We start from the raw sequence: 26,016 nt of genomic DNA, 5'->3' as shown, positions 1-26,016 counted from the left end.
TTTTTCTATTGAATCGCTTTTACATATTCTGCAATTGCATGAACTTCCTGTTTAGATAACTGCGGCTTTTCTTCATATTGATGCTTCTCTACTGCTTCCTCAATTGTTTTTGCACTACCATCATGTAAATATGGTGCTGTTGCCCCTACACCACGAAGTGTTGGTGGATCAAAAAATCCTTTTTGCCGCTTATTTTGAAAACTACCGCGTGCGTCACCCTCATAGCCTGTATCTGTTTCATTCGCAGTTCCAATATTATAAAGGAAATTTGTATTATTCGTTGTCAACTTTCCATTTTCATCTATCGCTTTTGTACTATTGGTCAAATTCTCTCCGCCGTGGCATGTTAAGCAATTTGCCTTTCCTTTAAACAATTGCTCTCCGTCTTTGGCCGTAGGAGTTAACGAGCCATCAGCTTGACGATACGGGCTCTTTGGTACTGGGAATGAATTAGGATCATCTAAAAATGCCTGCAGCGCATCATACATATGCTGGGCATCTTTTGGAATCTCTTTTCCTGGATCCAATTCCATCATCCCCCCCATTTCACCTTGTACAGTATGAATATAATCTGTGAAATCATCACGTGATCCATCCCACATAAATAAACCTGTTTGAGTAGTTAAAACATTACTTGGTACATTTCGTTTGCCTTTTGGTGTCATCAATGATAACCCATTAATTTCTCCATCACTATGACACGTCACACAACTCATCCAGTTGTTTCCGGTTATTGTTGTTGCATACTTATCACTATTTGCACTATAAAAAATTTCTTTCCCTTCGCGTACTAGTTTTGGTAAAGAATCTTTTTCAATTAATTTAACTGTCTTCTTATCAGCTTTCACCTTTGCGTATGAATCATCGCCACCTGTTTGTAGAAATGCCAGGTCATGACTCATTGCATTATGAACAGCCAACGTGTTTTCTTTTGGAAGTAAAATAATCCCCCGCGGGTTACTTCCTGGAATGCGTCTTACAATTTGTGTCGCATTGCCACCGCGAGTTAGATCAAACATGACAAGATCTTCACTACCTGACATAACAACAAATACTTTCGTCCCTTTTTCATTAAAAACTACATCGTATGGATTAGACACAATCATTGTTTCATTCTTTGTATCTTTCACATTCATCGCTTCAAATAATTGCTTACGTTGTTTTGTAACTTCTTCATCTTTTTCTAAATCGATAATTGAAACAGCTGGAAACACAGTTTCCTCAAATTGAATTGGTGTATCGGTATTCGTCAGCATGTGTGGCACCCAAGCTGTCTTACCATCTGGTGCAATTACAAATTGCTCTAATGTATTGGGAACCCCTTGACTCTTTTTATGGTCTTCTTTGTCTGGGGAAGGAGCAAGCGTAATTACTTTCTTTACTTTATTACTCTCTGTATCTACAACACTAATTTTCCCCTCTAAATAATGTGGCACATACAATTTTTTCCCGTCTTTTGTCATCGCTAACGTTCGTGGACGGTCGCCAATTTGAATATTTTGAATTGTTTTTTTCTTATCAATATCAATAACTGATACATTCCCTGAACGGAAATTTGATACGTACAACTTTGTCCCATCTGGATTTGTAACAATACCAAATGGCTCTATTTCTGTTACAATTCGATCAATCACTTTTTTCTTTTCTAATGATACAACATCTATCTTATTATCATACATACAAGAAACATATAATGTCTTTTCATCTGGACTTATTGTTAATTGTCTCGGTTCTTTTCCAACTGGAATCTCCGATACTACTTTTCTACTTTTTACATCTGTCACCGTTACAGTATTTACATCAATATTTGCAGTATAAATCCATTTTCCATCTTTGCTTACTATAATATTATTACTATGAACAGCTTCGTCGCGTTTTACTTCTTTTCCTGACATTTTCACTTCGCAACTCGTAAACACCCCAATGCATAGAAGCAACACAACCGCAATAAACAAGCGCTTCATCATCTGACCCTTCCTTCTTATCCCTCATTAGACAACATTCCTACCACTTAAAAATTGACAATTAAACTGGTGGATACTAGTCTATAAAATCTCATCAATGAATGTATCATCTTACTACACCCTTACTTCACAAAAACCGAACAAGTTTCTACACTTGTTCGGTCTTAATACTACCATGAATTGCTTTTTCTTGTTTTTCTTATTTCTCTTTTTTCACTTCAACATTTACAAGAACCGGAGCAATACCATTCTTACCATGCCCAGCTTGAATTTGCGGTACGTTATCCTTATCAGCATTTCCAAGCTTTCCTTTTATATAAACATCTCCAGTATCCCAAAATTCACTTGTTTGCATTCCTTCTTTTAATGATGGTCCATTGATTACTTGCTCATAAAAATCAACATAACGAGAAGTAATTACTTTTTGTTCCAATGAATCATATTTCGTTTTATCTGCATCTGTGTTACTTAAGTTTTGTAATGCAACGCGTAAAACTGCTGATACGCTACCAGCTGTATATGGTGTATATTTCATTTCACCTTTTTTCGTTTCATATGCACGTGCTTCTTTATTCCACATTTTACGATCAACTAAATCATATAGTTTACGTGCTTCCACGCGATACGTTTCATCTTTCGTTGCTAGAAAGGCCGCTGTTAACCCCCGAATTGCTCCTAGTTGTGCTTCTAGTGTTACAGGTTCCTCATCTACCCCTTTACCGATTGTATAGCCATTTGCTATGAAACCATCTTTTGTTTTCATATTTTTTAACAAGAAGTCTGCTTGTGTCTTAATCATAGTAAGTGCACGTTTTCCTTCTTCTGTTTGTAACCCTTGTGCCTCTGCACCACTGGCATATCCCACTGGCATTCCATCAATCGCACGCTGGAACATACGAAGTGCTTCTACCATATAACTTGCATCAAATGTATCAATTCGTTTTCCTTGCTCTGTTCCGCTATGCTCCGCAACAAATGCTCCTGTTTCTTTATTGTAGTGCATCGCTTCAATATTTTTAAATACATGTAGCATTACATCACGATTTAAAGAATATGGGTCATCTGCTTTTACATCATTCACTACATCAAAATCTGTATTTTCTGCTACCGCTTTGGCAAATGGCGCACCATCGAATGTCGCTTGGAAGGCTGGATTTACATTTTTATTATCGGGACGTTGATCCGTCATTCCGAAAAATTCTGCTGTTGGCCATAACATCATCCACTGATCACGAAGCATACTGCGTGCATCTTTCACTTCTAATCCGCCAGCTTTTGCAATTCCGCCTTTTTCTTCTTCATTTACTTTAATCTCATGTGGTAAATAAACAAGACCGTTATCTGGATTATATTTACTTCCAATTCCGCTCGTTAATTGTTTTGCATTCGCATCATAAAATAATCCATCACGAATATATGCAAGCTTATTCCAAATTTCTTCTGTTAAAATCACTCCTTGCATACCATCTGCACTACTTTTTCCAAGGCGAATATTTGCATCTTTATCTTGTGTGCTTGATGTTGCCTCTAACTCTTCATCTTTATCTAATGTATGGAAACCACCTAAAAAGTCCCCAGCCCATAATGTTTGTTTTAAAAACGTTGAACCGTACGCTGCTGGTGTTAACGTTTTATTCATTTTCGTACGATCCCAGCGTAATGTTTTAAAATCCATTTGGTACGCTGGTACATATGTTTTATCATCGTTTTCTGCATATACAGAAGTATCCACCTTTTGTGTATAATGCGGATCACCGCCAGCATATTCCATAAATGTCGGGTACATATTTGTAAATATTTCTTTACGTGGATACCCTACACTATCAGCTAATGTATAAAATCGACTCTCTAACCAAGTAGGAACATCTTTATTTTCTGCTTTTGTCATTTTTTGTACAATTGGTGCGTGCAGTAAATGCAGTCCAAGACCGGATTTCTCAACAACCTCATACATTGCTTCTTCTGAGTACTCATAAGATTCAATTCCAGCCATGTAATCAAATTTCGTTGGTTTATTTCGTTTTTGTGCATCCAATATGTCTAAATCTAATCCAAGTCCTTCTGCTAATGGTTCCCCAGACAATTCAAATTCCGTATATGCAAACATATTTGCTGCTGTATCAAACGAATAATCAGTTACTGGTATACGATATGTATTTTTTTCTTTTGACGTTTCTTCTTTTTTTCCTGCACACCCTACTGATAGTAGAAGTGAAGAAACAACAGCAACTGTCGTCATGACTTTCCATGGCTTTTTCATTCATTCCCGCTCCCTTAATTAACATTGATAATTATTATCAAATAAACGTTTTCATTATATTATTAAATTAATTTTTTGTAAACTTTAAATTTTCCACAAAAAATATTAAGAAAAGTATTGACAATGATAATGATAACCATTATCATTTATTACGAAGCCAACAATTGATGAATCAAACAAACGCTCAGTAACATTGTTACCCCTCTTTTTCATATAGAAAAACACTGTACATTCCCCCTGTTTGTACAGTGTTTTTCTTTTTTAATTTTATTCAAATAAATTGAGTTGTTCCGGTTTTGGTTCGCCGTATGTAATGTGCATCATCGTCATAAGCTGTTTTGCATTATCAGCAGCATCCCCGCCGGAATTATTATTAAATAACACATATATGTTCTTCGTCTTTTTCTGCAATACCTGTAACCTTTCTACCCATTCTTCTAACTCTTTTTTATTATAACGATATAAACAACGCACAGCTCGCCAATTTTCTCCTTTATCAAGCCATCCATGAAAATTGCGGCCATGAAAGCGTATTAATGTCACTTCAGAATGAGTCGCTTCTAATACAATTGGAACTGAACCAATTCCAGCTTGTGGTTCATCACAAATCGTATGGATCCACTTTTCCTGCTCTAAAAATTGTAATGTTTTATCATGCATATGTGGATTAAACCATGTTTGATTTCGGAACTCTATAGCACACGGTAATCCTTCCATTTTTTCTTTTGTATAACGGAGTAAATCGACATTTTTCTTCTGACAATCAAACCAAGGTGGATATTGAAATAATATCGCCTTTAATTTATGTGCCTCTTGAAGCGGAACAATAGATTGTCTAAATATTTCAAACATCTCATCGAAATTAGAGAATGGAATCTCTCCCTGCATATGTCCTGTCATCCCCTGATAGGCTTTGACAACAAATGAAAAATCTTTTGGTGTTTCTCCGGCCCATTTCATATAATTCTTAACTGGTTGCATCGCATAGAACGAACTATCTACTTCTACAATGGGAAAATACTCACTATATGTTCGCAATTTATTTCTATTTCCATAGGAATCCGTATATAAAGAATCGTGATCTCCCCATCCTGTTAATCCAATAGAAATCACCCTTATCCCTCCTTATCCTATTTTTGTCAATCCATACATACTGAATTAACGAAAACAAATAGTTCAGCCTGCTAAAAAAGTTTCAGCTTTCCTCAAGAGCATCCTTATAAAAATATGATATACTAGATGGAAGAATTTTTAAATTGAGGAGTTATTTATTTATGATTCAAGAGGATACTACTTTATCTCATGAAAATCAAATAAAAGAATTAGAAAAAAAAGTGCAGTTTTATGAACAGTTGGTAAATCAATTACCCCATCATTTCACATACGAAAATTCACAACTAGGTTTACAATTACATAAAAAAGGAACTTCTCATTTCATTCATCACATCCCAAAAGAAGATATAGAATCAAATCTTGTACTAACTTGCGATTCCTTATTTCTATTTGAGCAACTTGAAAAGTACTTTGTTCATATTTTTGATGCATTTTCACATCATGTCACTTTCATTGACAATAAAGGTATCATTACATTATGCAACCAATCTGCAGCAGACGATCTTGGCGTATTACGAAATGATATAATTGGTGAACCAATCCAAAAGTTATTAAACTTACCAGAAGAAAAAATTAAAGCTTTAGAAACATTACACAGCGGGCAAGAAATTTACAATGAAGAAGTATTAGACTTAAACTATGGTATTATAAACAATCGCATTATTCGTGATTATAATGGAGAAATTTTCCGTGTTATCAGTGTTTTTCATTATTTAAATACCGAGCGTGATGCTGAAAAACTTGCATTAGCTGGTCGAATTGCAGCTGGAATTGCACACGAAGTTCGTAATCCACTTACAACAGTACGTGGTTATTTACAATTTTTACAAGAAAGCGTTTCACCTTCTAATAAAGAACTCTTTCAAAATCTGCTCATTCCTGAATTAGATCGCGCAAATAGTATCATCACTAAATTTTTATCTATTTCAAAAGCACACGAATTTAAAAGAGAACCATTTCCCATCAATACTTTTTTACGTGAATATATCCAACAGCTACTAGCTAGTGAAGTATTTTTGCATAACATTTCTATTGAATATAATTTATCTTCCGATTTAGAAAACATATTAGTGAATATTGATCGATATGAGCTCGTTCAAGTTTTCCTAAACTTATTCCAAAATGCTGTGGATGCAAAAAGTGATAGACCTTTATCCATTCAAATCACTAGTCATCGTTTGGATAATTTTGCTCGCGTCACTTTCCAAGACAATGGATTTGGTATTCCTTCATCGATTCAAGAATATATATTTGATCCATTCTTTTCTACAAAAGATACCGGAACTGGCCTCGGATTATCAGTAACAAAAAAAATCATTCAAAATCACAATGGAACTCTAAAAGTTTCTAGTAATGAAAATGGAACAACATTTATCATCTCAATTCCATTGGCACAAAAAGAAGCGGGCTTATAGCATCTTCTAAAAAAGAATCAGTGGGGATAAAGCCCCACTGATATAACTACGTAAATATATTCGAAATATACAATTTTATGTTTTTTTCACATGCCCCAAGTTCTTCACTACTCAATCTCTTAGTCCACATGTGTTCTATATTTTTTCCTCTTTCATATAGAAATACCACAAAACTTAATGAGTTCAATGTCTCTTCTTTCATTCCAAACTCAACACACTCCGGTAAGAATGAACTCGAGGCTATTCTTCCCATCTTAAATGTTAGATGTCCTTCTTTACGTTTCTTTACTTCAAATTTACTCTACCTTAACGCTTCTTCTGTATGATAGAGAACAAAGACAATGATATGAAAGAGGGATGAAAATGAACACCTTATCGTCAATACGCTTTGGGATCGTCCTTATGTCATGTATAATTTTATGTTCAGGACTCTTTTTGACTTTAGAATGCACCTCTGCATCAAAAGCAGCAGAAAACAGTAACATTGCTTCATACGAACTGCTATACGCAAACCAAAATATAGTACCTCTCTCATCTTCTTTATCTAAAGAAAAAAGAGTTATTAAAGGAATGATTATTACAGAAGCTTCTTCCCATCATGACCTGAATCAGATTGCAAAAAGAATTAAAGAACAATATAATAACCAAAAAATCGATGAAATTACATTATCCATTCACAATAAAAATACTGGAAAATATGAAGATGACTTACCTTTTGAGCCAATTAGCAAAGGAACAATTTCAATTTTTTATAATTCACAATCCCATTCTAACGTCATTATTCGCCTCACTGAACAGTAAATACATCCGCTGAAAAAATTTTTCAATTCATATAAAAAAGAGACGAATATAATAATCATTCGTCTCTTTTTATTCTTACAAAAATGGAATCCACTCTTTTACTTTATCAATCCACTCTTTTTGTTGTTCTTGACGCTTTTTTTCTTCCTCTTTTCTTCTTTTTTCTTCTTCAATTTTCTTTAATTGTTTTGCATAGTCAGTCTCTGATATTAGTGATAATTGAAATGCTTTTTGACTAGGGTTGGCATCAGCTTTTTTCATAATATCTCGAAACATTGTTGTTGTAATTTGACTACCGCCTGGAATATAGTGCTCTCTATCCGTTTTATCATACCCTACCCAAATTGCACCGACAAGGTCAGGTGTATAACCAACAAACCATGAGTCTTTCGCTCCGCTACTCGGACCGTCTACAAGCTGAGTAGTTCCTGTTTTACCAGCCGTATCTATATTTTTTACCTTTGCTTTTTCACCTGTTCCTTTTTCAACAACGCCTTTTAATAAATACGTCATTTTTTGAGCAACCTCTTCACTTGTTACACGTGTTTCTTTTTTATACCACTTTCCTACTATTTCTCCTTCAGCATTCTGTATTTCACGAATTGCATGCCCTTCAACTTGTACTCCATCATTTGCAAAAGTTGCATAAGCTTGAGCCATTATGAATGGTGAAGTTCCCGTATGCATTCCCCCTAAAGCAATAGGAAGGGTACGATCTTCCTCTTGCAATGGAATACCAAAACGTTCTAATGACTTCAACCCTTTGTCTAATCCAATTTGTTCTAACAACCAAACTGCTGAAACATTATAAGACTTAGCAATTGCTTCATACATTGTCACATCGCCATGAAAAGTATGATCACTATTTTGAGGCGTATAATCCTTTATATGAAGTGGCTCGTCCTTTAAAACATCATATACTTCATATCCCTGTTCTAATGCAGGTACATATACTGCGAGAGGCTTTAATGTCGAGCCAGGCTGTCTTTTTAATTGTGTTGCATGATTAAATTGTAAAAATTGATACGTTCCCCTCCCGCCAACTAGTGCGGGTACACCACCAGTTTTCGGATCCATCAGAACAATGCCCGTTTGCATAAGTTGATCAGCATTACTCCCTTGAAAATAACTATCATTATTCACAACATCTTCCACTGCTTGTTGTTTTTTCGGATCAAGTTCTGTATAAATACGATATCCACCAGCTAAAATTTCATTTTGTGTCAATTCATATTTCTCCATCGCTTCTCTGACAATGTAATCTACATATTGTGAGTATTTGCCCTTATACTTATCATCAACGCCACGGCGTAATACAAGGCCCTTTTCTTTCTCATTGCTGTACTGTTCTTCTGAAATATATCCTTGCTCTTTCATTAATGCTAAAACAACGTTACGTCTTTCGATTGATTTATTAAAATTTTTATATGGTGAATAAATTGATGGCCCCTTAATTAACCCTGCAATTGTCGCAGCTTCTGCTATTGTTAAATCCTTTACTTCTTTATTGAAATATGATTTAGCCGCTTTTTTTACACCCCAAGCTCCTTCACCAAAATAAATTTGATTCATATACATCTCAATAATTTCATCTTTTGTATACGTACGCTCTATCTTTTTTGTTAAAAAATATTCTTTAAACTTCCGTGAAAATGTACGTTCTTGTGTTAAAAATACATTTTTCGCAAGCTGTTGTGTAATTGTACTCCCACCAGCTACTACTTCTCCAGCAGTAATATTTTTTAACAAGGCACTCATAATCCCACTATAGTCAATACCATGATGGCTAAAAAATTCTTTATCCTCTACTGCTACAACTGCTTGAATCATAATATCAGGAATATCTTTTCTTTTGATTCCTTCCGCCTTGGAAGAAGATAACTTTGCTGCCACTTCTTTATTAGCATCATAAATAAGTGTCGGCTGCGGAACAGCTTGTTTTAATGCAGATATGTCTTGAATGGAGATCATTATATTTACTGCAATAAATAGGGTAACAAAAAAACTGAAAAAAATTAATAATATGTTGCGCAATTTCTTCCTCTTGTTGAACCACTCAAGCATTTTCTTGAAATGAGTGTTGTTCAATTTCATTTATTCACTTCCTCCATTAGTTTACACTTTCGATTAAAAAAGGAAAAAATGTCCTCTTTTTGAATTTATTATAATAACGTATTAGTTCCTCAAGTGTAAAGCATTTCTTTTACATTCATACTTTTTACAAGAAAAGGACATTCTACAAGTAAGATATTCATTATTGATTATTAATATTATTAATACATCAATGTGAGTTATGTTAAGTTTTTGTAAACTTTTCGATAAAATGTTTTAAAAAACGACAGTTTTTTGTTAGAATTGACTAGCCAATATATTTTACATATATTACTTTTCGTGGGGGTAACAATAATGGTCTTTAAATCTAAAAAAGATAAATTTTCCGAAATGTTAATGAATGTTTCCGAAAATTTAAAAGAAGGCGCGCAATTTTTCGTGGAGTATAAAATTAGAAATGCCAGCGATCTAAAAGAATTTTCTATGCGCATGAAAGAATACGAGTCAAAAGGTGACTCATTTATTCACGAAATCATTATGGAGCTAAACAAAGCGTTTATTACTCCTATTGAACGTGAAGACATCCTGCAACTTGCGATGAGCATGGATGATGTACTTGATGGATTAGACCACAGTGCAGGTTTATTCGAAATGTATTCTATTACAGAAGCAGATGAATACATGATTAAATTTGTGGAGGCAATTAATCAATGTGCAATTGAGATTGCAAATTCCGTTGAACTTATGTCGAATAAGAAATTAGTGGATATTCGCACAAATGCAATTAAAATTAAGGATTACGAATCACAGTGTGATGATATCCGTCGCCATGCTATTAAGAACTTATTCTCTCGTGAAAAAGATCCAATTAAGATCATTCAATTCAAAGAGATCTATGAAGAGCTAGAAGAAGTAGCTGATAGCTGTCAAAGCGTTGCAAACGTATTAGAAACAATTATTATGAAGAACGCATAAGGAGTTTGATCATGGATACACTCTTGATATTGACTGTTTTAATAGTCATTTGTGCTTTAGCTTTCGACTTTATTAACGGATTTCACGACACAGCAAACGCGATTGCAACGGCTGTTTCAACGAAGGCATTAAAGCCGAGACAAGCTATAATTATGGCAGCTATTATGAACTTTTTAGGTGCAATGACATTTACAGGTGTAGCAAAAACAATTACAAAAGACATTGTTGACCCATTTGCTTTAGAACATGGATCATATGTTATTTTAGCCGCTCTGCTTGCTGCAATTGCTTGGAACTTAATTACTTGGTACTATGGAATCCCAAGTAGTTCTTCGCATGCAATTATTGGTGCAATCGCAGGTGCTGCAATTGCTGCTGCTGGATTAAGTTCAATTAATTTCAAAGGATTTATTAAAATTCTTGAAGCTTTAATTATTTCGCCAATCGTTGCATTTGTTATTGGGTTTATCGTATATAGTATTTTTAAAGTTGTCTTTAAAAACTTTAATTTAACGAAAACGAATCAAAACTTCCGTTTATTCCAAGTGTTTACAGCCGCACTACAAGCTTATACACATGGTACAAACGATGCTCAAAAAGCAATGGGTATTATTACAATGGCCTTAATGACAAATGGCCTTCATAGTTCTGGAGATATTCCTTTCTGGGTTCAGTTCTCATGTGCTCTTGCAATGGGTCTTGGTACTTCTGTCGGTGGATGGAAAATTATTAAAACTGTTGGTGGACAAATTATGAAAATTCGTCCTGTAAATGGGGTAGCTGCCGATTTATCATCATCACTTGTTATTTTTGGTGCTACATTTATTCATTTGCCAGTTAGTACAACGCACGTTATCTCTTCTTCTATTTTAGGGGTAGGTGCTTCCCATCGTGTAAAAGGTGTAAAATGGGGAACTGCGCAACGTATGTTAATTACATGGGTAATTACACTTCCAATTTCTGCTTCATTAGCAGCCTTATTCTATTACCTATTACATTTTATTTTCTAATACAAAGTCGCCTTCCTTATTTTTCTAGGAAGGCGACTTTTTTGTGAACAATCTTATTTCTTTTCAAAAAGCATGTATAATAAATGTTGTATTAGTGATACAGAGGAGTTGGCAATTTTGGAATACATCATGTTACTTTTCATTGGATTAATCGCAGGAACAGTCGGAAGTTTAGTAGGACTTGGTGGAGGAATTATTATCGTCCCCTTACTGATTGGGTTGCATAGTTTATCACCACAACTCGCAGTTGGTACATCAATGGTGACCGTAGTTTTCACTGGTCTCTCCTCTACTCTTACTTATATGAAACATAAGCGAGTAGATTATAAAAGTGGACTTATTTTATTTATAGGGAGCGGCCCTGGAGGTATTATTGGATCGTGGGCAAACAAATTTTTGAATCAGGATTCTTTCTCATTATACTTTGGAATTTTCCTTATTTTCGTATCTATCCTTCTCATGTTACGCGATAAATTGAAACCTCTTTCCCTCTCAAATGCAAATGTTATTAAACGATCTTTCACAGATGCTGAAGGTAACACCGTTCATTATCAATTCCCACCGTTTCTTTCGATTATTATCGCATTTGTAGTTGGTTTTATATCTGGATTATTTGGCATTGGTGGCGGTGCATTACTCGTTCCAGCGATGATGCTTCTTTTTGCATTCCCTGCACAAATTGCTGTCGCAACTTCCATGTTTATTGTCTTTTTATCAGCAATCGTAAGTTCTATGACTCATATTTCTCTTGGCAATGTTAGCTGGATTTATGCATTGATTCTTATTCCAGGCGCTTGGATTGGCGGGAAAATTGGAGCTTTCATCAATACAAAATTAAGCGGTAATGCGATTATCAAATTATTGCGTGTCACATTAATTATTCTTGGAACTAGATTAATTATCATTTCTTTTTTGTAACGCGTTCTTTTTAGAATGCGTTTTTTTATACGCAGGAATACAAAAACACCCCAAAAATAAAACATAATACCGTACACATACACAACAACGTCAAATTTGAAATATGCAATTTACCCAAGTTGATCACTCCACTTCTATAGCTGTGACTATTACCTTTATGATAGCGAAAAAACAGAGGGTGTGCTGTTACAAAGCGCTAACAATGTAAAAGCAATTATTACAAATTTTATCAGTTTATTGCATCTGCTTATATAATCTATCGATTCAACAAAAAAAGATGTCATATTGACATCTTTTTAGTGAAGGAGTGACCATCCCATAAAATCTTCATGTACTTGACGTGCTCGTTTATCATTCCTATCATACAATTCAGCGTAGCTATCCGTTTCTTCATCATAAGCCATTGTATAGATAATTTGACCATCTATTTCAACTGATAGAACGACTCCACCTTTCATCTCTTCCACATGTATTACAGCATTAGCTGGAATTTTCATATCAGTCATTTTCGCATCTAACAATATAGTAAACCCCCTACAGCGTATTTATTGCTAGTACTATTACACACTAAATAGTATACTACTGTAATAGCATACATTCCGTCAATTAAATTGCTGTTTTGTAAGCTTATCTTCTTTTATTCATCTATTTTTTAATACAAACAGACTATAAATCGGGTACAATGAACGAATAGAAATGATTAAATGAGGTGCTAACATTGATTCTACATAAAGGGGATACATTATTTCGTCAAGGTGAAGAAGGTCCCTTATATTTTATTAAAACGGGACTATTAAAAGTTATTCGATTACAAGAAGACGGAACACCATTTTTATTTAACATTATTGTTCCAGGTGAGACAATCCCTCACCATTCTTTAATTTCACCAAAGGAGTATCATGGTACAGCAATTGCTTTAATTAAAACAGAGGTCCAGCCCATTGTATGTAATACATGGTACGAAAAACTACAGGAGAATCCAGAATTATACGCTGATATCGCCATGCAACTACAAACAAAATTACGAATGATGCAGCAGCGAATCGATCAATTAACAACTGTTTCTCCGAAAGAACGTCTCTACCGTTTACAAGAGTGGTTCTCACTATATTTAGGGGAAATTCCAATCTATGAAATATTAACACAAACAGAAATCGGACAACTAATCGGTGTACGTCGTGAAACAGTAAATCGCTTGTTACGAGAACAAGTAAAAAACGAGGGGAACTAACACCTCGTTTTTTGTTTGCCTTATGATAAACTTGCTGCCGGCCCAAAAAATTCATAATGAATGTGTTCAGGTGAAACGCCCCATTCTACTAAATCCTTATTAATATGCTTCATAAATGGTACCGGGCCACAGAAATAAAAGTCCGCTTTATTTGTAGGAATAATTGATTGTAACCAATCTAAATCAATGAAACCTTCTTTATCAAAGTTTTTCGCTTGTAAATCTTGTTCTGTTGGTGAAGAATAGCAAGTGTATACTTCTACTTGTTCATGGTCGTTCTCTACTTGCTGCACATGTTCTTTCATCGCATGCACTTTGCTATTTAATGCTGCGTGAATAAAGTATACCTTGCGGTTCGAATCTCGCTCAATTAATGTATTTAACATACTCATCATCGGCGTAATACCAACGCCGCCACTGATTAACACAATCGGTAAATTTGAATCCATATTTAATACAAAATCCCCCGCCGGTGCACTTAGTGGCAAGATATCTCCCTCTTGAACATGATCGTGTAAATAATTAGATACCTTTCCATCAGGTGTTTCTGCAGCTGTTTCTCGTTTCACACTAATACGATAGTAGCCTTTTCCAGGAGCGTTTGATAAGCTATACTGACGATTATGTGTATATGTTTCACCTTCTATATTTAATTGAATCGTTACATATTGACCAGGTAAGAATGTTGACAATTCTCCACCATCTTCTGGTTTGAAATAAAACGATGTAATTACGTCGCTCTCTTTCTCTTTTTTCACAACAACAAAGTTACGGAAATCTTTCCAACCGCCTTCTTTTTTTGCCGCTTCATCATACATTTCTGCTTCGATACTAATAAATGCATCAGCAATTACACCATACGCTTCTCCCCAAGCATCTAACACTTCTTGTGGCGCATTTGCTACCTCTTTAATCGCTTGTAATAAACATTTTCCGACGATTGGGTAGTGTTCTGCTTTAATTCCTAAACTTCTATGCTTATGACCAATTTGTTTTACAGCAGGAATAATAGCTTCTAAATTATCAATATATGCAGCGGCTGCATACACTGCACTTGCTAACGCCTGTTGCTGTCTTCCTTTTTTCTGATTTGTATGGTTAAAAATATTTAATAATTCCGGATGTTCCGAGAACATAATTTGATAAAAACGTGTCGTAATTTCAACGCCTTTTTCTTGTAATAATGGTACTGTTGATTTTACACTTTCAATTGTTTTTGCACTTAACATTGTATCCTACTCCTTTATTTCTTTAACTATTGTTAGTGTAAATGAAATGTTCACTGGATGTTGTGATTTTAATCACTATAAACACGGTGTTTTTGTGAAAAATGTATGAACGATTTAGATTTATCCTGTTATTTTCTGCTAAACCAAACAAATTTTTGCTTTATATCCCATCCTATCTTTCCTAAAAGAAAACAAACTAACCAAAATTACCTAACTTAAGACTAGGCTTGAAGAGATTATTCGATTACTTGTATACCTTTTCCGTTCCCAAACTCAGTATATTCCCATATATTTGTTTCACCTGTATATTTGTTTATAATACTATTAAGTCGTGGTAAACACGATGAGCATAAACGACGTATTCACTCTTCCTGACTTCTATCCCCTTTTTCAAACCTTAAACTTCGCCTTACATCTTGTTTTATCTGCTTCTTTTTTATTTCCGTATTATATCTTTTAAAAACGGTTCTCGTTTTTGAAACCTCTACACTAGATGATTCCTATCTCTCCCTCTTTCTATGTATGTCATATTTTTTCTTTTATCAGAAATGACGTTTATATAATCCAAAATTAGCCAAAAATAAGAAAAGAATATGTTCCAAGCAGTTATTCTTCTTTTTCTTCAATACAATACTAAGATTGATTGCTTGAGAACAGAAAAATAACGGAAGGAGGTAGACATAAAATGTCATTACAATCTCTCATGATTGGCACTTTATCCTTTTTAGCCTCAACACTAATTTTTTATACAGTTGGCTATTTACTATTATTAGATTGGTTACCCAATCATTTGTTTATCACTCTTATTGTCCTTTCTGCTCTTATGATTTCCTATCTTATTACACGAAAATCAATGAACGAACCCTCTGCAAAAACAAAATAATAGAGTGAACCTTTTAGTTCACTCTATTTTTCATTTCCTAGGAAAGAGTTTAGCTATCTTTGCAAATTCATTTTTTCACCATAATCTTTTACAATCTGAATAATATTTTGAAACGCTCCTACTTTTTCTTTTTTGTAATTTAATACTTGTAAATCATACTCATCGTAATAAGTTTCTAATGCTTTTATTTGAGAAGTTGATACATGCTCTACTGGTACAACGATACTCACTTCATATTGTTTATACCCCTCTTTCACTTTCTCACCTTGCATGATTTCACTTGTTTTCTTTCCAATCACTTGTTGTACTTTAGAAGGAAACGTCAATTGAAAATAGTACTCCCTATCTTTTTCCAACGTTTTATATAAAGAATCCGAAATCGTATAAAATACTTTATAATTTATGCTTTTTTCATTTGTTTTAATGTGAAAAGCAGTAATTTGTAAATCCTTTTTTGTCACTTCTGTTAATGTATTTACTTTCGTATCATCACTTGTTGATTCAGGCACAGTCGGAAGTATAGATAACAGTTGTTCTGTATCAGATTTTGTGAGCATATACGTATCCTTTTCATCTTGTAACCAACCACGTCGATCTTCTCCTCTTAACCATGCACGATATGTTTTCTTCTTTCCATTTTTCTCAACTTGTATTTCATACTCTGGCTCTCCAAAACTCCCTGTTATTTGTTGTTTCTCAGCCTTATTAATAATCTCCACTACTTCTTTTGCTTCCTCTTGGCTTAAAACCTTCTCGAGCTTTCCTTTTTGTATAACTGTTACTTGTATACTTTCCTGCACAGAATTCACCGTCTTTTCTACTTGTTTTTTCTCCTTTTTTTGTTCAAACTGACTACACGATGCTAATAAAAAAATGAATATAATTAGCAAATATTTTTTACTCACTCCGCGCCCTCCTATATAGAACAATAAGAAAAGCTTATTGTCCTTGAAAATGAAACAAAAACGCTATGTATGATGAAATGAGATATACTATACACGAAAGGAGGCTTTTACATGTCCATTAATTTTCATGATGCCAATAATAAGTACACTTATGCCACACGAAAAGCAGATATTTCTTGGTGTGAAATAATCCAAAATATAATTGATGTAAAAGGTAAAAGCATAATTGATATTGGATGCGGTGGTGGTATTTATACGAAAGAACTGGCTCTCATGGGAGCTAGCAATGTCGTTGGTTTCGATTTCTCAAAAAAAATGCTACAAGCAGCAATAGAAAATTGCGCTTCCATCCAAAACATCTCATTCATTCACGGTGATGCCCACCATATGCCATTTGCTAATGAAACTTTTGATATTGTAATTTCTCGTGCTGTTGTTCATCATTTACAAGACGTCCCAAAGTTTTTACAAGAGGCCTCACGTATCTTAAAGAAAAATGGCATGCTTATTCTTCAAGATCGTACCATTGAAGATTGTATAATTCTAGGAAGCCCAGAACATATTCGTGGGTATTTCTTCTCCATCTATCCTAAGCTCATTCCAATAGAGGAAAAGCGAAGACCAAAAGCAACCTATATACAGCAATTAATTACACAAAACGGTATGCATCCACTTCCCCTTCAAACAATTTGGGAAGTTCGAAAAATCCATGATTCCATTGAAACATTACTACAAGATTTATCACCACGGACAGGCCGATCTATTTTATACGAATTAACAGACGAAGAACTTTCTCAATTACTCCACCATATCCGCTCTGAGCTACACAACATAGCTCCCATTGTCGAACAAGATCGTTGGACCATTTGGAGTGCCACAAAATCTTAAGAAAGCCTCACATAATTTTGTGAGGCTTTCTCCTTTCATAACCTAATTTTGCAACACTCTTGATATCCTCCACTTCTAGCCTGTGCACTTCCACACTTTGGACACACTAAATATCTAGATTGATTGGTCAACAAACTTCCTTTTTGAAAGAGCAACACTTCTGCTTGTTTAAACGAACGCGAATAATATAACCATATGAAACCACAAATTACTACAATTCCAAACAATATACCCATCGCAAGCATTTCCGTCACCTCTTTTTGGTCTGTTCTTTTCCGTAAGTGGATTGTAGTATTATTCGCTATTGATAAAAAAGATTCCTGCCTTTCCATCTCAATTGTCATATTTCTCAAAAAATTTACATTCCCTCTATACTTTACGATTTTTTTACAAAAGATTCCCTTTCACTCCTCATACAATAAAGTGAAACTTCCACATCCTAAAATATGTTTAATAGAGGAGTGTCAATATGAACTATTTCATATTATTCCCCTTTCTTATCAAACTGATTTTTCCCGTGCTATTCTCTCCTTCTCTACCTACCGACATATCCGTGCAAATCCTTGGCCTCAATGATTTGCACGGCCAATTAAATACCACTTCAACATTGCATGGTAAAGCTGTAGGACGCGCCGATTACATATCCGCCTACATTCAATCCTACCGCGATAAAAACCCCAACACCTTACTTGTTCATACAGGAGATATGATTGGCGGGAGTCCTCCGATTTCGGCACTGTTTCATGATGAACCAACGATGGAATTTTTAAATAAGCTTCAAGTTGATGTTGGTACAATTGGAAACCATGAATTTGATAGAGGACCAGTTGCTCTGCAGCAACTCATTAGTGGTGAATCTACTGCACAAATAAATTCGTTTTCAGGCAGTTCATTCCCCTATGTATGTGCAAATGCTTTAGATAGTAAAACAAAAAAGGCACTCTTTCCTCCCTATACAATTAAATGGATCGATGGTATTCCCATTGCATTCATTGGTGTCGTCACAAAAGATACTCCATTTCTAACAATGCATACCAATATGTCTTCTGTCCTCTTTTTGGATGAAGCTACTTCCATTAATTCCTATGTACATCAACTACAAAAGAAAGGCATTCATGCATTTATAATTCTTGCTCATCTTGGTGGTAATACAACCGGTGATAATACCACTGGAGCTCTAGTTAATTTAGCAAATAACCTAGATACTGACGTCGATATTATCTTTGGTGGACATACTCATTCTTATGTAAATGGAAACGTAAACGGGAAACTCCTTGTGCAAGCTTATTCATATGGAAAAGCTTTTTCAAACGTCACTGTTACATTAAATCGTAAAACCAAAGACATTATAAGAAAAGATGCAACTATTGTCCCAGTCTACCAAAATACGCTTTCTCCTGATTCTCATATAAGAAAATGGATAGATTCTTATATGAGAAAATCCATTCTAAAATAGAAGAACAATTAGGAATAGCAACCTACGAATTAACCCGTGATCGAAACGAACATGGCGAATCAAAATTAGGCGCCCTTCTTGCTATAGCTCAACGTCAAACTATGCAAACGGATATTGCTTTTGTAAATCCCGGGAGCATTCGGCACGATTTACAAAAAGGAACAATTACGTGGGAAGATGCCTTCCTCATACAACCATTCGGTAACCCATTAATCAAGATGGAGTTGTCAGGAAAAGAAATTCGAAACGTCTTGCAAGAACAATGGAAAGAAGAAACTCGCATGCTACAAATTTCTGGCCTTCGTTATAGCTGGAAAAATAATTTAATCCAATCTATTTCATTAGAAAATGGAACTCCTCTGCAAGATAATCAAACATACTCTGTTGTGGCCAACTCTTTTTTAGCAAACGGAGGAGATAAATTTATAACTTTCAAATCAGGAAGAAATCGTATAGAAGGCCCGACAGATCAAGAAGCTTTTGCAAATTATATTCGTTCCATTTCTCATATTGATACAATTCCTCAAAATTCTATTCAAAAAACATATTGACTTTATAAATAAGACATATGAAAGTCCTTTCAGAATACTTAAACAAAATTCATCGACGAGAACGTGTACGTTATACAGCTGTTCCCCAAAGAGTAGGCATCTTGCTGAAAGGCAATGCTCAGTGCGTAACCGAAAATCATCTCTAAGAAGTAGAACCGAACGATGTAGCAAGTTCTTACCTGTCGTCCCCCGTTACGAAGAACACGTATCATGTTGTACGTTGCAAAGCCTCATACATATAAATGTATTTCTATATGTATGAACTAGGGTGGTATCGCGGGTAAATAAAAAAAACTCCCTTAAACGGGAGTTTTTTTTATTTGATAAGACGTATGATTGAAACTACTTATTTTATATGCTTTTGTATAATACTCAATGTTCGTATCAACTGTTTCCACTTTTACAATATCATATTGTTCCTTAAGTGCTTGCAATACATTCACGTAATTTCCTAACTTTTCTTTTTTACTCGTTTCTAATCAAATGATAGCGCTTTCAAATGAATTCGTCAATAAAGTGAAACTTTAATCGGTGGGAAGTGGAGATCTTTCTGCCCACCAATCATAAGATAAAAAACTTCCACTAATGAAACCAGTCATATCCAGTGGAAGCTCCATCTTATTTCGTTAACTGATGTCTAAAAGCATAAATAACCGCCTGCGTACGATCACTTACATTCAATTTATTTAATATATTACTTACATGTGTCTTCACAGTTTTTAGTGCAATAAATAGCTCATCTGCTATTTCTTGATTACTTTTTCCTTCTGCAATTAATAATAAGATTTCAAACTCTCGTTCCGTTAAATCTTCATGAAGTGGCTGTTCTTTCTTTTGACGCATACGAGACATCATTTTTCCAGTAACTTTCGGCTCAAGTACTGTTTCTCCATCATAAGTCGCTCGTACTGCATCTGCGATATCGCTCGCTCTTGATGTTTTTAATAAATAGCTCGTTGCCCCTGCTTCAATGACAGGATATAGTTTTTCATCGTCTAAAAAGCTTGTCACGACAACAATTTTTGCTTCTGGCCATTCTTGAATAATCGTACGCGTTGCCTCCACACCATCCATTTCATCCATAACAAGGTCCATTAAAATAATATCTGGCTTTAATGCTAATGCTAATTCTGAACCTTTTCTTCCATTTTCAGCTTCCCCAACAACTTCAATATCCGGCTGAGTGGATAAATATGCTGATACACCCATCCGCACCATTTCATGATCATCAACAAGCAATACTTTAATCATGCTACTCTTCCTCTCTCTCTATCATAATTGGTACTTTCACTTCAATTTGTGTACCTTTATTCGGAAAACTTAGCACCTTTAATGTTCCACCAATTTCATGAACACGCTCTTGAATGGACCTTAGACCATATGATCCAGCTTTATTGACACCTACTTCAAATCCAACACCATCATCAATGATTTTCAAAATCGCATATTGATCAATTTGGCGAAGGCGTACCTCCGTTTTCTTCGCTTTGGCATGTCGTAATGTATTAGACAATGCCTCTTGTACAATACGGAATAAATGATCTTCTACACCTTTTTTTAATTGAATCGGTTCAATCAACCATTCAATTTTCATATGTTGTTTTCTAGAAAGTTCTGTTAACAACTCCTCTATACCCTCTGTTAACTTTTTACCTTCAAGTTGTACAGGACGTAAATGAAGAAGTAATGCTCTCATTTCCGATTGCGCATTGACAACCATATTTTCTACAAGTTGTAATTGTTTTTTCGTTGTTTCTGGCATATGATCTACTTGTTCATTAATCGCTGACATCATCATAGACATTGCAAAAAGCTGCTGACTCACTGAATCATGCAGTTCCCTTGCTAGTCGATGCCTTTCCTGAGAAATCGCTTCTTGTCTCATTTCTTCATTCCAATGAGCTCGTTCATTCGTTACCTTTTGAAATAACCCAGCTTGTTCCTCTAATCTTCGAGCAAGCGCAATTACTTTTCGCTCTACTTCATGAAATTCATCTTCTGCAGTAAACGAAACATCCTTTGGAAAGTTCCCACGCTCTACTTCAAACAAGAAAGTATTCAAGCCTTGAATACGCTGCTGCATATAATAACCAATCGCATATCCTACAATTCCACCCATAAGAAGACTTGTACTTATAATTAACAAGCCGATTGGAACAGAAGCAATGGATTCTTTCCATAATAAATCATATACATCCTGTCCGCTTTTCCATACATATACAACTGTACAAATAAGTGCAATACTAACAGAAGATAACATAGAATAACGAATGTACATCCATGAAATATTTCCTTGCTTTTTCATTATACTTTCCTCACTTCCGTATCGCCTACGACAAGCGAAGAAATAATTTTAATTCGGCGAGGAGTTTCTTTGTACTGTTCTGTCCTAAACGTCACATTTCGATTAAAACCTGTTTCTTCATGCCCCGGAAGCGAAACTCTTCCCATGATGACAGAATGGTTTAAAGATAGTTCGATATCATACGGAACATATAAACGAATGTTCCCAATAACACCACGAATAACAATGACCGTTTCTCCTTCGGGAATCATTGCCGTTGTCAAATCAATTTCAACATCACCGACTCCGTACTGGACATTAATATCTTCTAACTCATAAATATGGTCCATCATTCTTATGTTACCAACCATTATATTCTTAAGGTATGGTTCTGTGCGATAGATTTGTTTTTCTTCATCTATATATCCTTTTTCCTTAATTTCAACTTGTATAGTTTTTGGTTTCTGCTGTCCTTGAATAAGTTGATAACCAATAAAAGCTATGCAAGCAAATACAACTAGCACGAAGGCCGCTGATGAAAACAGGAAGAATAAAAAAACAATCCCCCCAACAAATAAAAACACATTCCCTCTCACATAACGATTCTTTTTCCGATAATGCCTTCCGAACATAATCATAATAAACGCAAAAATAAGGGCCCCTGGTTCAAAATGTCCGAGAACCATATCAAGAAAAAGACCAAATCCAAATACGATGAGGAGCATCCCCAATAATTGTGTTTTTGAAAATTGTTTCTTCATTTCAGCTCCCCCCTCCTTGTTACATATAAATAGAAGAAAAAGGTATTGCTTTCCAACACCTTTTCTTCTACCACTATATCATAAGCTCATTTTATAATATACTACAATTATTTTATTACTTCTTTGTCTAAAGATACTTCATTTTTTTCTTTCATTTCGCGTTCAAGTTTTGCAATTTTCATATCAAATGTATCACGCTCATGATCCTCATTCATACGAAGCTCTAAATCACGAATGTGATCTTCAATTTCTTCAAATCGTAAGAACGGATTATTCTCATCCATTTTATGAAGAGCTGTATTCATACGACGGTTCGCATGAGCCATATTTTCGCGTGCCATTAATTCCATACGCTTTGCATTCATTTCTTTTAGCTTATTTTTCATTTCAGAAAGACGGCGTTCTAATTCATCAATTTGCTCCACTACACCTGCATACATTTCTTCTAGTCGAGCTACTTGCCCTTCGTAGTATGCTACTTCTTCTAATGCACGTTCATGCAATTGCATTTCTCCTGCTTCTTGCGCAATTACAGCTTGCTTTGATCTCTTATTTACGAAGTAACGAGCCTGTTCAAGTTCACGAGCAAAGTTAGATTTTAATGTTTTATGACGTTGGATTAACTTTTCAATTTTTGTTACTTCACGCTCACTATCGCGTAAATATTGGTTTAACATAGCGATTGGATTCTTTCTTTCTTTCTCATCTAATACATTATGAAAATCTGCTAAAATTGCATCGCGTACACGTCCGAATAAAGATTGTTTCATTATAAATCTTCCTCTCTTTTATTTTATGATTTAAGTTGTTTTATATTAGTTTTTCATTAACTTATTCCATTCATCTTCAAAGTTACTATATGGTTTAGAACCTTCTGAAGCAGAATCAACTACTACATGTTTTTCTTTTTTCCACTCACGGTATCCGTAGTATAGAACTACTAATGCCGCAATACCGATTAATGCCGGTGAATGAGATAGGGCGATTGACAAGCCGATTAAACCACCAATACCCCAAGCTAATTTCCCAAAAAATGATTGTGCCCGCACAAATGATTTATAGCTCCAATACACAATTCCTGCTCCAATTGCGAATCCTACTATACCAGCAAGACTTCCAAGAGCAATTAAAGCCAAAATACCAGCTGCGATAAACGCTAGAAATTGTTTCATCTTGTGCTTGCCTCCCTTCGATTTGATACTCTTATCTTAACTATTTTTTCGTTTTTCCATAACGAGCTTAAGAACCGTTTTCATCTCGGACTTAAGACTGAGTCGCATTCAGCCCTTTACAAATCTCATATATATATATATATATATAAACAAAGACTTTTTTGCCACTTTGAATGATAATATTCACTTTAAAGTTAAATATAGTGAAGTTTACACAAAATCAAAATTTTTAGAAATTACCTTTGGAAAACATGTTAAAATGAGGAAGAAGGCTATATCCAAATAAAGGGAGACTTATATTATGAATTTTCATATTGTAAAAGAAATGAATACTGCCGATAAAAACTATATCAACAATGCTCTTTACGAATATAATTTAAAACATTTCCCACCAGATTTAAGAGGAAGATACTCAGAAATTCATTTATTTCTTAAAGATGAAAATGACAAGGTCCGCGGGGGACTATTAGGTGAAGTTTGCTGGAACTGGTTAGAGATTCATACTCTTTTGATTGACGAAGACATCCGCAAATTAGGATATGGATCCAAATTGTTGTTAGAAGTAGAAAAAATTGCTTTAGAGAGAAGTTGTGATTTTATAAAAGTTGATACTTTAAGCTTTCAAGCCTTAGACTTTTATAAAAAGCACGGTTATCAAGAATTTGGTATTCTTGATAATGTTGGAAGAGACTATAAGCATTACTATTTAAAGAAGGATTTATAAGTAACAAAAAACGCCCAGCATTTATTGGCTGAGCGTTTTTATATTCTATACGATTCACATTAAGGTCAAGCTGTTTTATGATATTGCTTTTTTTCTGCTACTTTTGAAAATCGCGGAAAGCCTATTAGGATAGAAATCACACCACAAACCCCAACCAAAATTGGATAAAACGCATATGGTAACAATTCAACCGGTGACAATGCTGCAAATCCTGCTGCCGTTAACATTTGAGCACCATACGGAATCAACCCTTGTATACAACATGAGAAAAGATCCAATACACTTGCTGATTTTCGTGGATCAATTTCATATTGATCCGCAATGTTTTTTGCAAGAGGGCCAGTAAATATGATAGAAATCGTGTTATTCGCTGTGCACATATTTGTCATGCTTACTAAACCAGCAATTCCAAATTCAGCACCTTTTTTCGAACGAATATTACGTGTTAATACGTCCATTAAATACTGAATACCACCATTATATTGAATAATTTCAACCATTCCTCCGATTAAAATCGATAAAAGTACTAGCTCCATCATACCATTAATTCCTGTTGTTACACTTTTAAAGAAGCTTGCCAATGTGTAACTCCCATCAATAAGACCAATAATACCTGATAAAACCGTTCCGCCCGTTAATACAATAAGTACATTCCAACCAAGTAACGCGGTTATTAACACACCCGCATACGGTAAAATTTTCACCCAATCGAATGCATGAGCTTTTATTTCTGTATCATTTCCAAGTGTAAGCACAACCAATAATACGATGGTAATAACAGCAGCTGGTAATACAATTAAAAAGTTTGTTTTAAACTTATCCTTCATTTCCGTACCTTGCGAGCGAACCGCTGCAATTGTTGTATCAGAAATAAATGATAAATTATCACCAAACATCGCTCCGCCAACAACTGTTGCCATTACTAGTGCAATAGAAATATCTGTTTGTTGGCTAATACCGACTGCAATTGGTGCTAATGCAGCAATCGTTCCCATTGAAGTTCCCATTGCTAATGAAATAAAGGACCCTATAACAAAAATTCCAGCAACGATAAATCCTTGCGGTAAAATAGACAGCGCTAAATTAACTGTAGAATCAACTCCACCCATTCCTTTTGCTGTTTCAGAAAACGCACCTGCAAGTACAAAGATTAACACCATAATCATAATATCCGGATTACCAGCCCCTTTGGCAAACCGTTCTACTTTTGCTGTAAAACTTTCTTTTCTATTCATCGCTAATGCAATTCCTACAGCAATTAAAATCGCTACTAGTATCGGCAATTTATAAAAATCACCTGTAATGATTCCAGAACCAATAAATAGTGCTAAAAATATTCCAAGTGGTAATAATGCTAAGCCATTTCCTCTCGTTTGTTTCAAAATAACATCTCTCCCCTAATTCTAAACCTTTTCTATCCAATA

26 protein-coding genes and 1 pseudogene are annotated in these 26,016 nt (G+C 34.9%); 11 read left to right on the top strand and 16 right to left on the bottom strand.

The window, feature by feature from the left end; genetic code table 11:
- Positions 1 to 5: 5 nt before the first annotated feature.
- The 3 genes from QRY57_RS09065 to QRY57_RS09055 form a co-directional block, all read right to left on the bottom strand.
- Positions 6 to 1,967: a beta-propeller fold lactonase family protein gene (locus tag QRY57_RS09065; RefSeq protein WP_286017229.1), complete on the bottom strand. Its 1,962-nt coding sequence runs from the start codon at positions 1,965 to 1,967 to the stop codon at positions 6 to 8.
- A gap of 196 nt (positions 1,968 to 2,163) precedes the next feature.
- The gene (locus tag QRY57_RS09060; RefSeq protein ID WP_286017228.1) at positions 2,164 to 4,224 is read right to left on the bottom strand and encodes a hypothetical protein; all 2,061 of its coding nucleotides are present in this window, start codon (positions 4,222 to 4,224) and stop codon (positions 2,164 to 2,166) included.
- A gap of 267 nt (positions 4,225 to 4,491) precedes the next feature.
- Entirely contained in the window at positions 4,492 to 5,337 is an 846-nt protein-coding gene (locus QRY57_RS09055) for a DUF72 domain-containing protein (protein WP_286017227.1), read from the bottom strand.
- Positions 5,338 to 5,498: 161 nt separating this feature from the next.
- On the opposite strand from QRY57_RS09055, the gene QRY57_RS09050 reads away from it, so the two are divergent.
- Complete coding sequence (locus QRY57_RS09050; RefSeq protein ID WP_286017226.1) at positions 5,499 to 6,752, top strand: ATP-binding protein; 1,254 nt, start codon at positions 5,499 to 5,501, stop codon at positions 6,750 to 6,752.
- A 363-nt stretch (positions 6,753 to 7,115) separates the two neighbouring features.
- On the top strand, positions 7,116 to 7,553 hold the full coding sequence (locus QRY57_RS09045; RefSeq protein ID WP_286017225.1) for a hypothetical protein: 438 nt from the start codon (positions 7,116 to 7,118) through the stop codon (positions 7,551 to 7,553).
- A gap of 75 nt (positions 7,554 to 7,628) precedes the next feature.
- Here the strand turns inward: QRY57_RS09045 and QRY57_RS09040 are convergent, their stop codons facing one another.
- A complete protein-coding gene (locus tag QRY57_RS09040; RefSeq protein ID WP_286017224.1) occupies positions 7,629 to 9,647 on the bottom strand; it encodes a transglycosylase domain-containing protein in 2,019 nt (672 codons plus the stop codon).
- A gap of 312 nt (positions 9,648 to 9,959) precedes the next feature.
- Here QRY57_RS09040 and QRY57_RS09035 point away from each other — a divergent pair, with 312 nt between their 5' ends.
- From QRY57_RS09035 to QRY57_RS09025, 3 genes are all read left to right on the top strand, one after another.
- Positions 9,960 to 10,580 (top strand): DUF47 domain-containing protein, encoded by a 621-nt coding sequence (locus QRY57_RS09035; protein WP_286017223.1) that lies wholly within the window; start codon positions 9,960 to 9,962, stop codon positions 10,578 to 10,580.
- An 11-nt stretch (positions 10,581 to 10,591) separates the two neighbouring features.
- Positions 10,592 to 11,590 (top strand): inorganic phosphate transporter, encoded by a 999-nt coding sequence (locus tag QRY57_RS09030; protein WP_026591253.1) that lies wholly within the window; start codon positions 10,592 to 10,594, stop codon positions 11,588 to 11,590.
- Between the two features lie 117 nt (positions 11,591 to 11,707).
- On the top strand, positions 11,708 to 12,508 hold the full coding sequence (locus QRY57_RS09025; RefSeq protein WP_026591254.1) for a sulfite exporter TauE/SafE family protein: 801 nt from the start codon (positions 11,708 to 11,710) through the stop codon (positions 12,506 to 12,508).
- Between the two features lie 296 nt (positions 12,509 to 12,804).
- Here QRY57_RS09025 and QRY57_RS09020 read toward each other — a convergent pair whose 3' ends face one another.
- Positions 12,805 to 13,029, bottom strand: a complete 225-nt coding sequence (locus QRY57_RS09020) for a hypothetical protein (RefSeq protein ID WP_003196257.1) — start codon at positions 13,027 to 13,029, stop codon at positions 12,805 to 12,807.
- 197 nt (positions 13,030 to 13,226) lie between these two features.
- Between QRY57_RS09020 and QRY57_RS09015 the strand changes: the two genes are divergently transcribed.
- The gene (locus QRY57_RS09015; RefSeq protein ID WP_090691047.1) at positions 13,227 to 13,739 is read left to right on the top strand and encodes a Crp/Fnr family transcriptional regulator; all 513 of its coding nucleotides are present in this window, start codon (positions 13,227 to 13,229) and stop codon (positions 13,737 to 13,739) included.
- Positions 13,740 to 13,759: 20 nt separating this feature from the next.
- On the opposite strand, the gene hmpA is transcribed toward QRY57_RS09015, so the two are convergent.
- The gene (gene hmpA, locus QRY57_RS09010; RefSeq protein ID WP_286017222.1) at positions 13,760 to 14,968 is read right to left on the bottom strand and encodes an NO-inducible flavohemoprotein; all 1,209 of its coding nucleotides are present in this window, start codon (positions 14,966 to 14,968) and stop codon (positions 13,760 to 13,762) included.
- 236 nt (positions 14,969 to 15,204) lie between these two features.
- A pseudogene (locus tag QRY57_RS09005) lies at positions 15,205 to 15,449 on the bottom strand (hypothetical protein); the annotation flags it as partial.
- Positions 15,450 to 15,653: 204 nt separating this feature from the next.
- On the opposite strand from QRY57_RS09005, the gene QRY57_RS09000 reads away from it, so the two are divergent.
- Positions 15,654 to 15,851 carry a hypothetical protein gene (locus QRY57_RS09000; RefSeq protein ID WP_286017221.1) on the top strand — a complete coding sequence of 66 codons (198 nt, stop codon included), beginning with the start codon at positions 15,654 to 15,656 and terminating at the stop codon, positions 15,849 to 15,851.
- Positions 15,852 to 15,904: 53 nt separating this feature from the next.
- Here the strand turns inward: QRY57_RS09000 and QRY57_RS08995 are convergent, their stop codons facing one another.
- Positions 15,905 to 16,756: a YhfM domain-containing protein gene (locus QRY57_RS08995; RefSeq protein ID WP_286017220.1), complete on the bottom strand. Its 852-nt coding sequence runs from the start codon at positions 16,754 to 16,756 to the stop codon at positions 15,905 to 15,907.
- Positions 16,757 to 16,867: 111 nt separating this feature from the next.
- Here QRY57_RS08995 and QRY57_RS08990 point away from each other — a divergent pair, with 111 nt between their 5' ends.
- A complete protein-coding gene (locus QRY57_RS08990) occupies positions 16,868 to 17,644 on the top strand; it encodes a class I SAM-dependent methyltransferase (RefSeq protein ID WP_286017219.1) in 777 nt (258 codons plus the stop codon).
- Positions 17,645 to 17,679: 35 nt separating this feature from the next.
- Here QRY57_RS08990 and QRY57_RS08985 read toward each other — a convergent pair whose 3' ends face one another.
- Positions 17,680 to 17,889: a hypothetical protein gene (locus tag QRY57_RS08985; protein ID WP_026591260.1), complete on the bottom strand. Its 210-nt coding sequence runs from the start codon at positions 17,887 to 17,889 to the stop codon at positions 17,680 to 17,682.
- Positions 17,890 to 18,113: 224 nt separating this feature from the next.
- Here QRY57_RS08985 and QRY57_RS08980 point away from each other — a divergent pair, with 224 nt between their 5' ends.
- Complete coding sequence (locus tag QRY57_RS08980) at positions 18,114 to 19,100, top strand: metallophosphoesterase (RefSeq protein WP_286017218.1); 987 nt, start codon at positions 18,114 to 18,116, stop codon at positions 19,098 to 19,100.
- On the top strand, positions 19,061 to 19,651 hold the full coding sequence (locus QRY57_RS08975) for a 5'-nucleotidase C-terminal domain-containing protein (RefSeq protein ID WP_286017217.1): 591 nt from the start codon (positions 19,061 to 19,063) through the stop codon (positions 19,649 to 19,651). The genes QRY57_RS08980 and QRY57_RS08975 overlap by 40 nt, the downstream gene beginning before the upstream one ends.
- Positions 19,652 to 19,950: 299 nt before the next feature.
- Here the strand turns inward: QRY57_RS08975 and QRY57_RS08970 are convergent, their stop codons facing one another.
- The 6 genes from QRY57_RS08970 to QRY57_RS08945 all read right to left on the bottom strand — a co-directional run bounded on the left by QRY57_RS08970 (position 19,951) and on the right by QRY57_RS08945 (position 23,868).
- On the bottom strand, positions 19,951 to 20,094 hold the full coding sequence (locus QRY57_RS08970; RefSeq protein ID WP_432804068.1) for a DUF3992 domain-containing protein: 144 nt from the start codon (positions 20,092 to 20,094) through the stop codon (positions 19,951 to 19,953).
- A gap of 175 nt (positions 20,095 to 20,269) precedes the next feature.
- The gene (locus tag QRY57_RS08965) at positions 20,270 to 20,902 is read right to left on the bottom strand and encodes a response regulator (protein ID WP_090691031.1); all 633 of its coding nucleotides are present in this window, start codon (positions 20,900 to 20,902) and stop codon (positions 20,270 to 20,272) included.
- Between the two features lies 1 nt (position 20,903).
- Positions 20,904 to 21,956 (bottom strand): sensor histidine kinase, encoded by a 1,053-nt coding sequence (locus QRY57_RS08960; RefSeq protein WP_026591263.1) that lies wholly within the window; start codon positions 21,954 to 21,956, stop codon positions 20,904 to 20,906.
- Complete coding sequence (liaF, locus tag QRY57_RS08955; protein WP_090691029.1) at positions 21,956 to 22,696, bottom strand: cell wall-active antibiotics response protein LiaF; 741 nt, start codon at positions 22,694 to 22,696, stop codon at positions 21,956 to 21,958. Before liaF ends, QRY57_RS08960 begins: the two co-directional genes overlap by 1 nt.
- 107 nt (positions 22,697 to 22,803) lie before the next feature.
- On the bottom strand, positions 22,804 to 23,466 hold the full coding sequence (locus QRY57_RS08950; RefSeq protein WP_026591265.1) for a PspA/IM30 family protein: 663 nt from the start codon (positions 23,464 to 23,466) through the stop codon (positions 22,804 to 22,806).
- A gap of 45 nt (positions 23,467 to 23,511) precedes the next feature.
- A complete protein-coding gene (locus QRY57_RS08945) occupies positions 23,512 to 23,868 on the bottom strand; it encodes a lmo0954 family membrane protein (RefSeq protein WP_026591266.1) in 357 nt (118 codons plus the stop codon).
- 301 nt (positions 23,869 to 24,169) lie between these two features.
- Here QRY57_RS08945 and QRY57_RS08940 point away from each other — a divergent pair, with 301 nt between their 5' ends.
- Positions 24,170 to 24,592 carry a GNAT family N-acetyltransferase gene (locus QRY57_RS08940; RefSeq protein WP_026591267.1) on the top strand — a complete coding sequence of 141 codons (423 nt, stop codon included), beginning with the start codon at positions 24,170 to 24,172 and terminating at the stop codon, positions 24,590 to 24,592.
- A gap of 65 nt (positions 24,593 to 24,657) precedes the next feature.
- Here QRY57_RS08940 and QRY57_RS08935 read toward each other — a convergent pair whose 3' ends face one another.
- Positions 24,658 to 25,974, bottom strand: a complete 1,317-nt coding sequence (locus tag QRY57_RS08935; protein ID WP_286017216.1) for a Na+/H+ antiporter NhaC family protein — start codon at positions 25,972 to 25,974, stop codon at positions 24,658 to 24,660.
- Positions 25,975 to 26,016 lie beyond the last annotated feature (42 nt).

This window comes from Bacillus arachidis, from assembly GCF_030285945.1.
Lineage (GTDB): Bacteria > Bacillota > Bacilli > Bacillales > Bacillaceae_G > Bacillus_A > Bacillus_A arachidis.
Note: the sequence above shows the minus strand (reverse complement) of the source record. Positions and strands in the feature narration are given on the sequence as shown.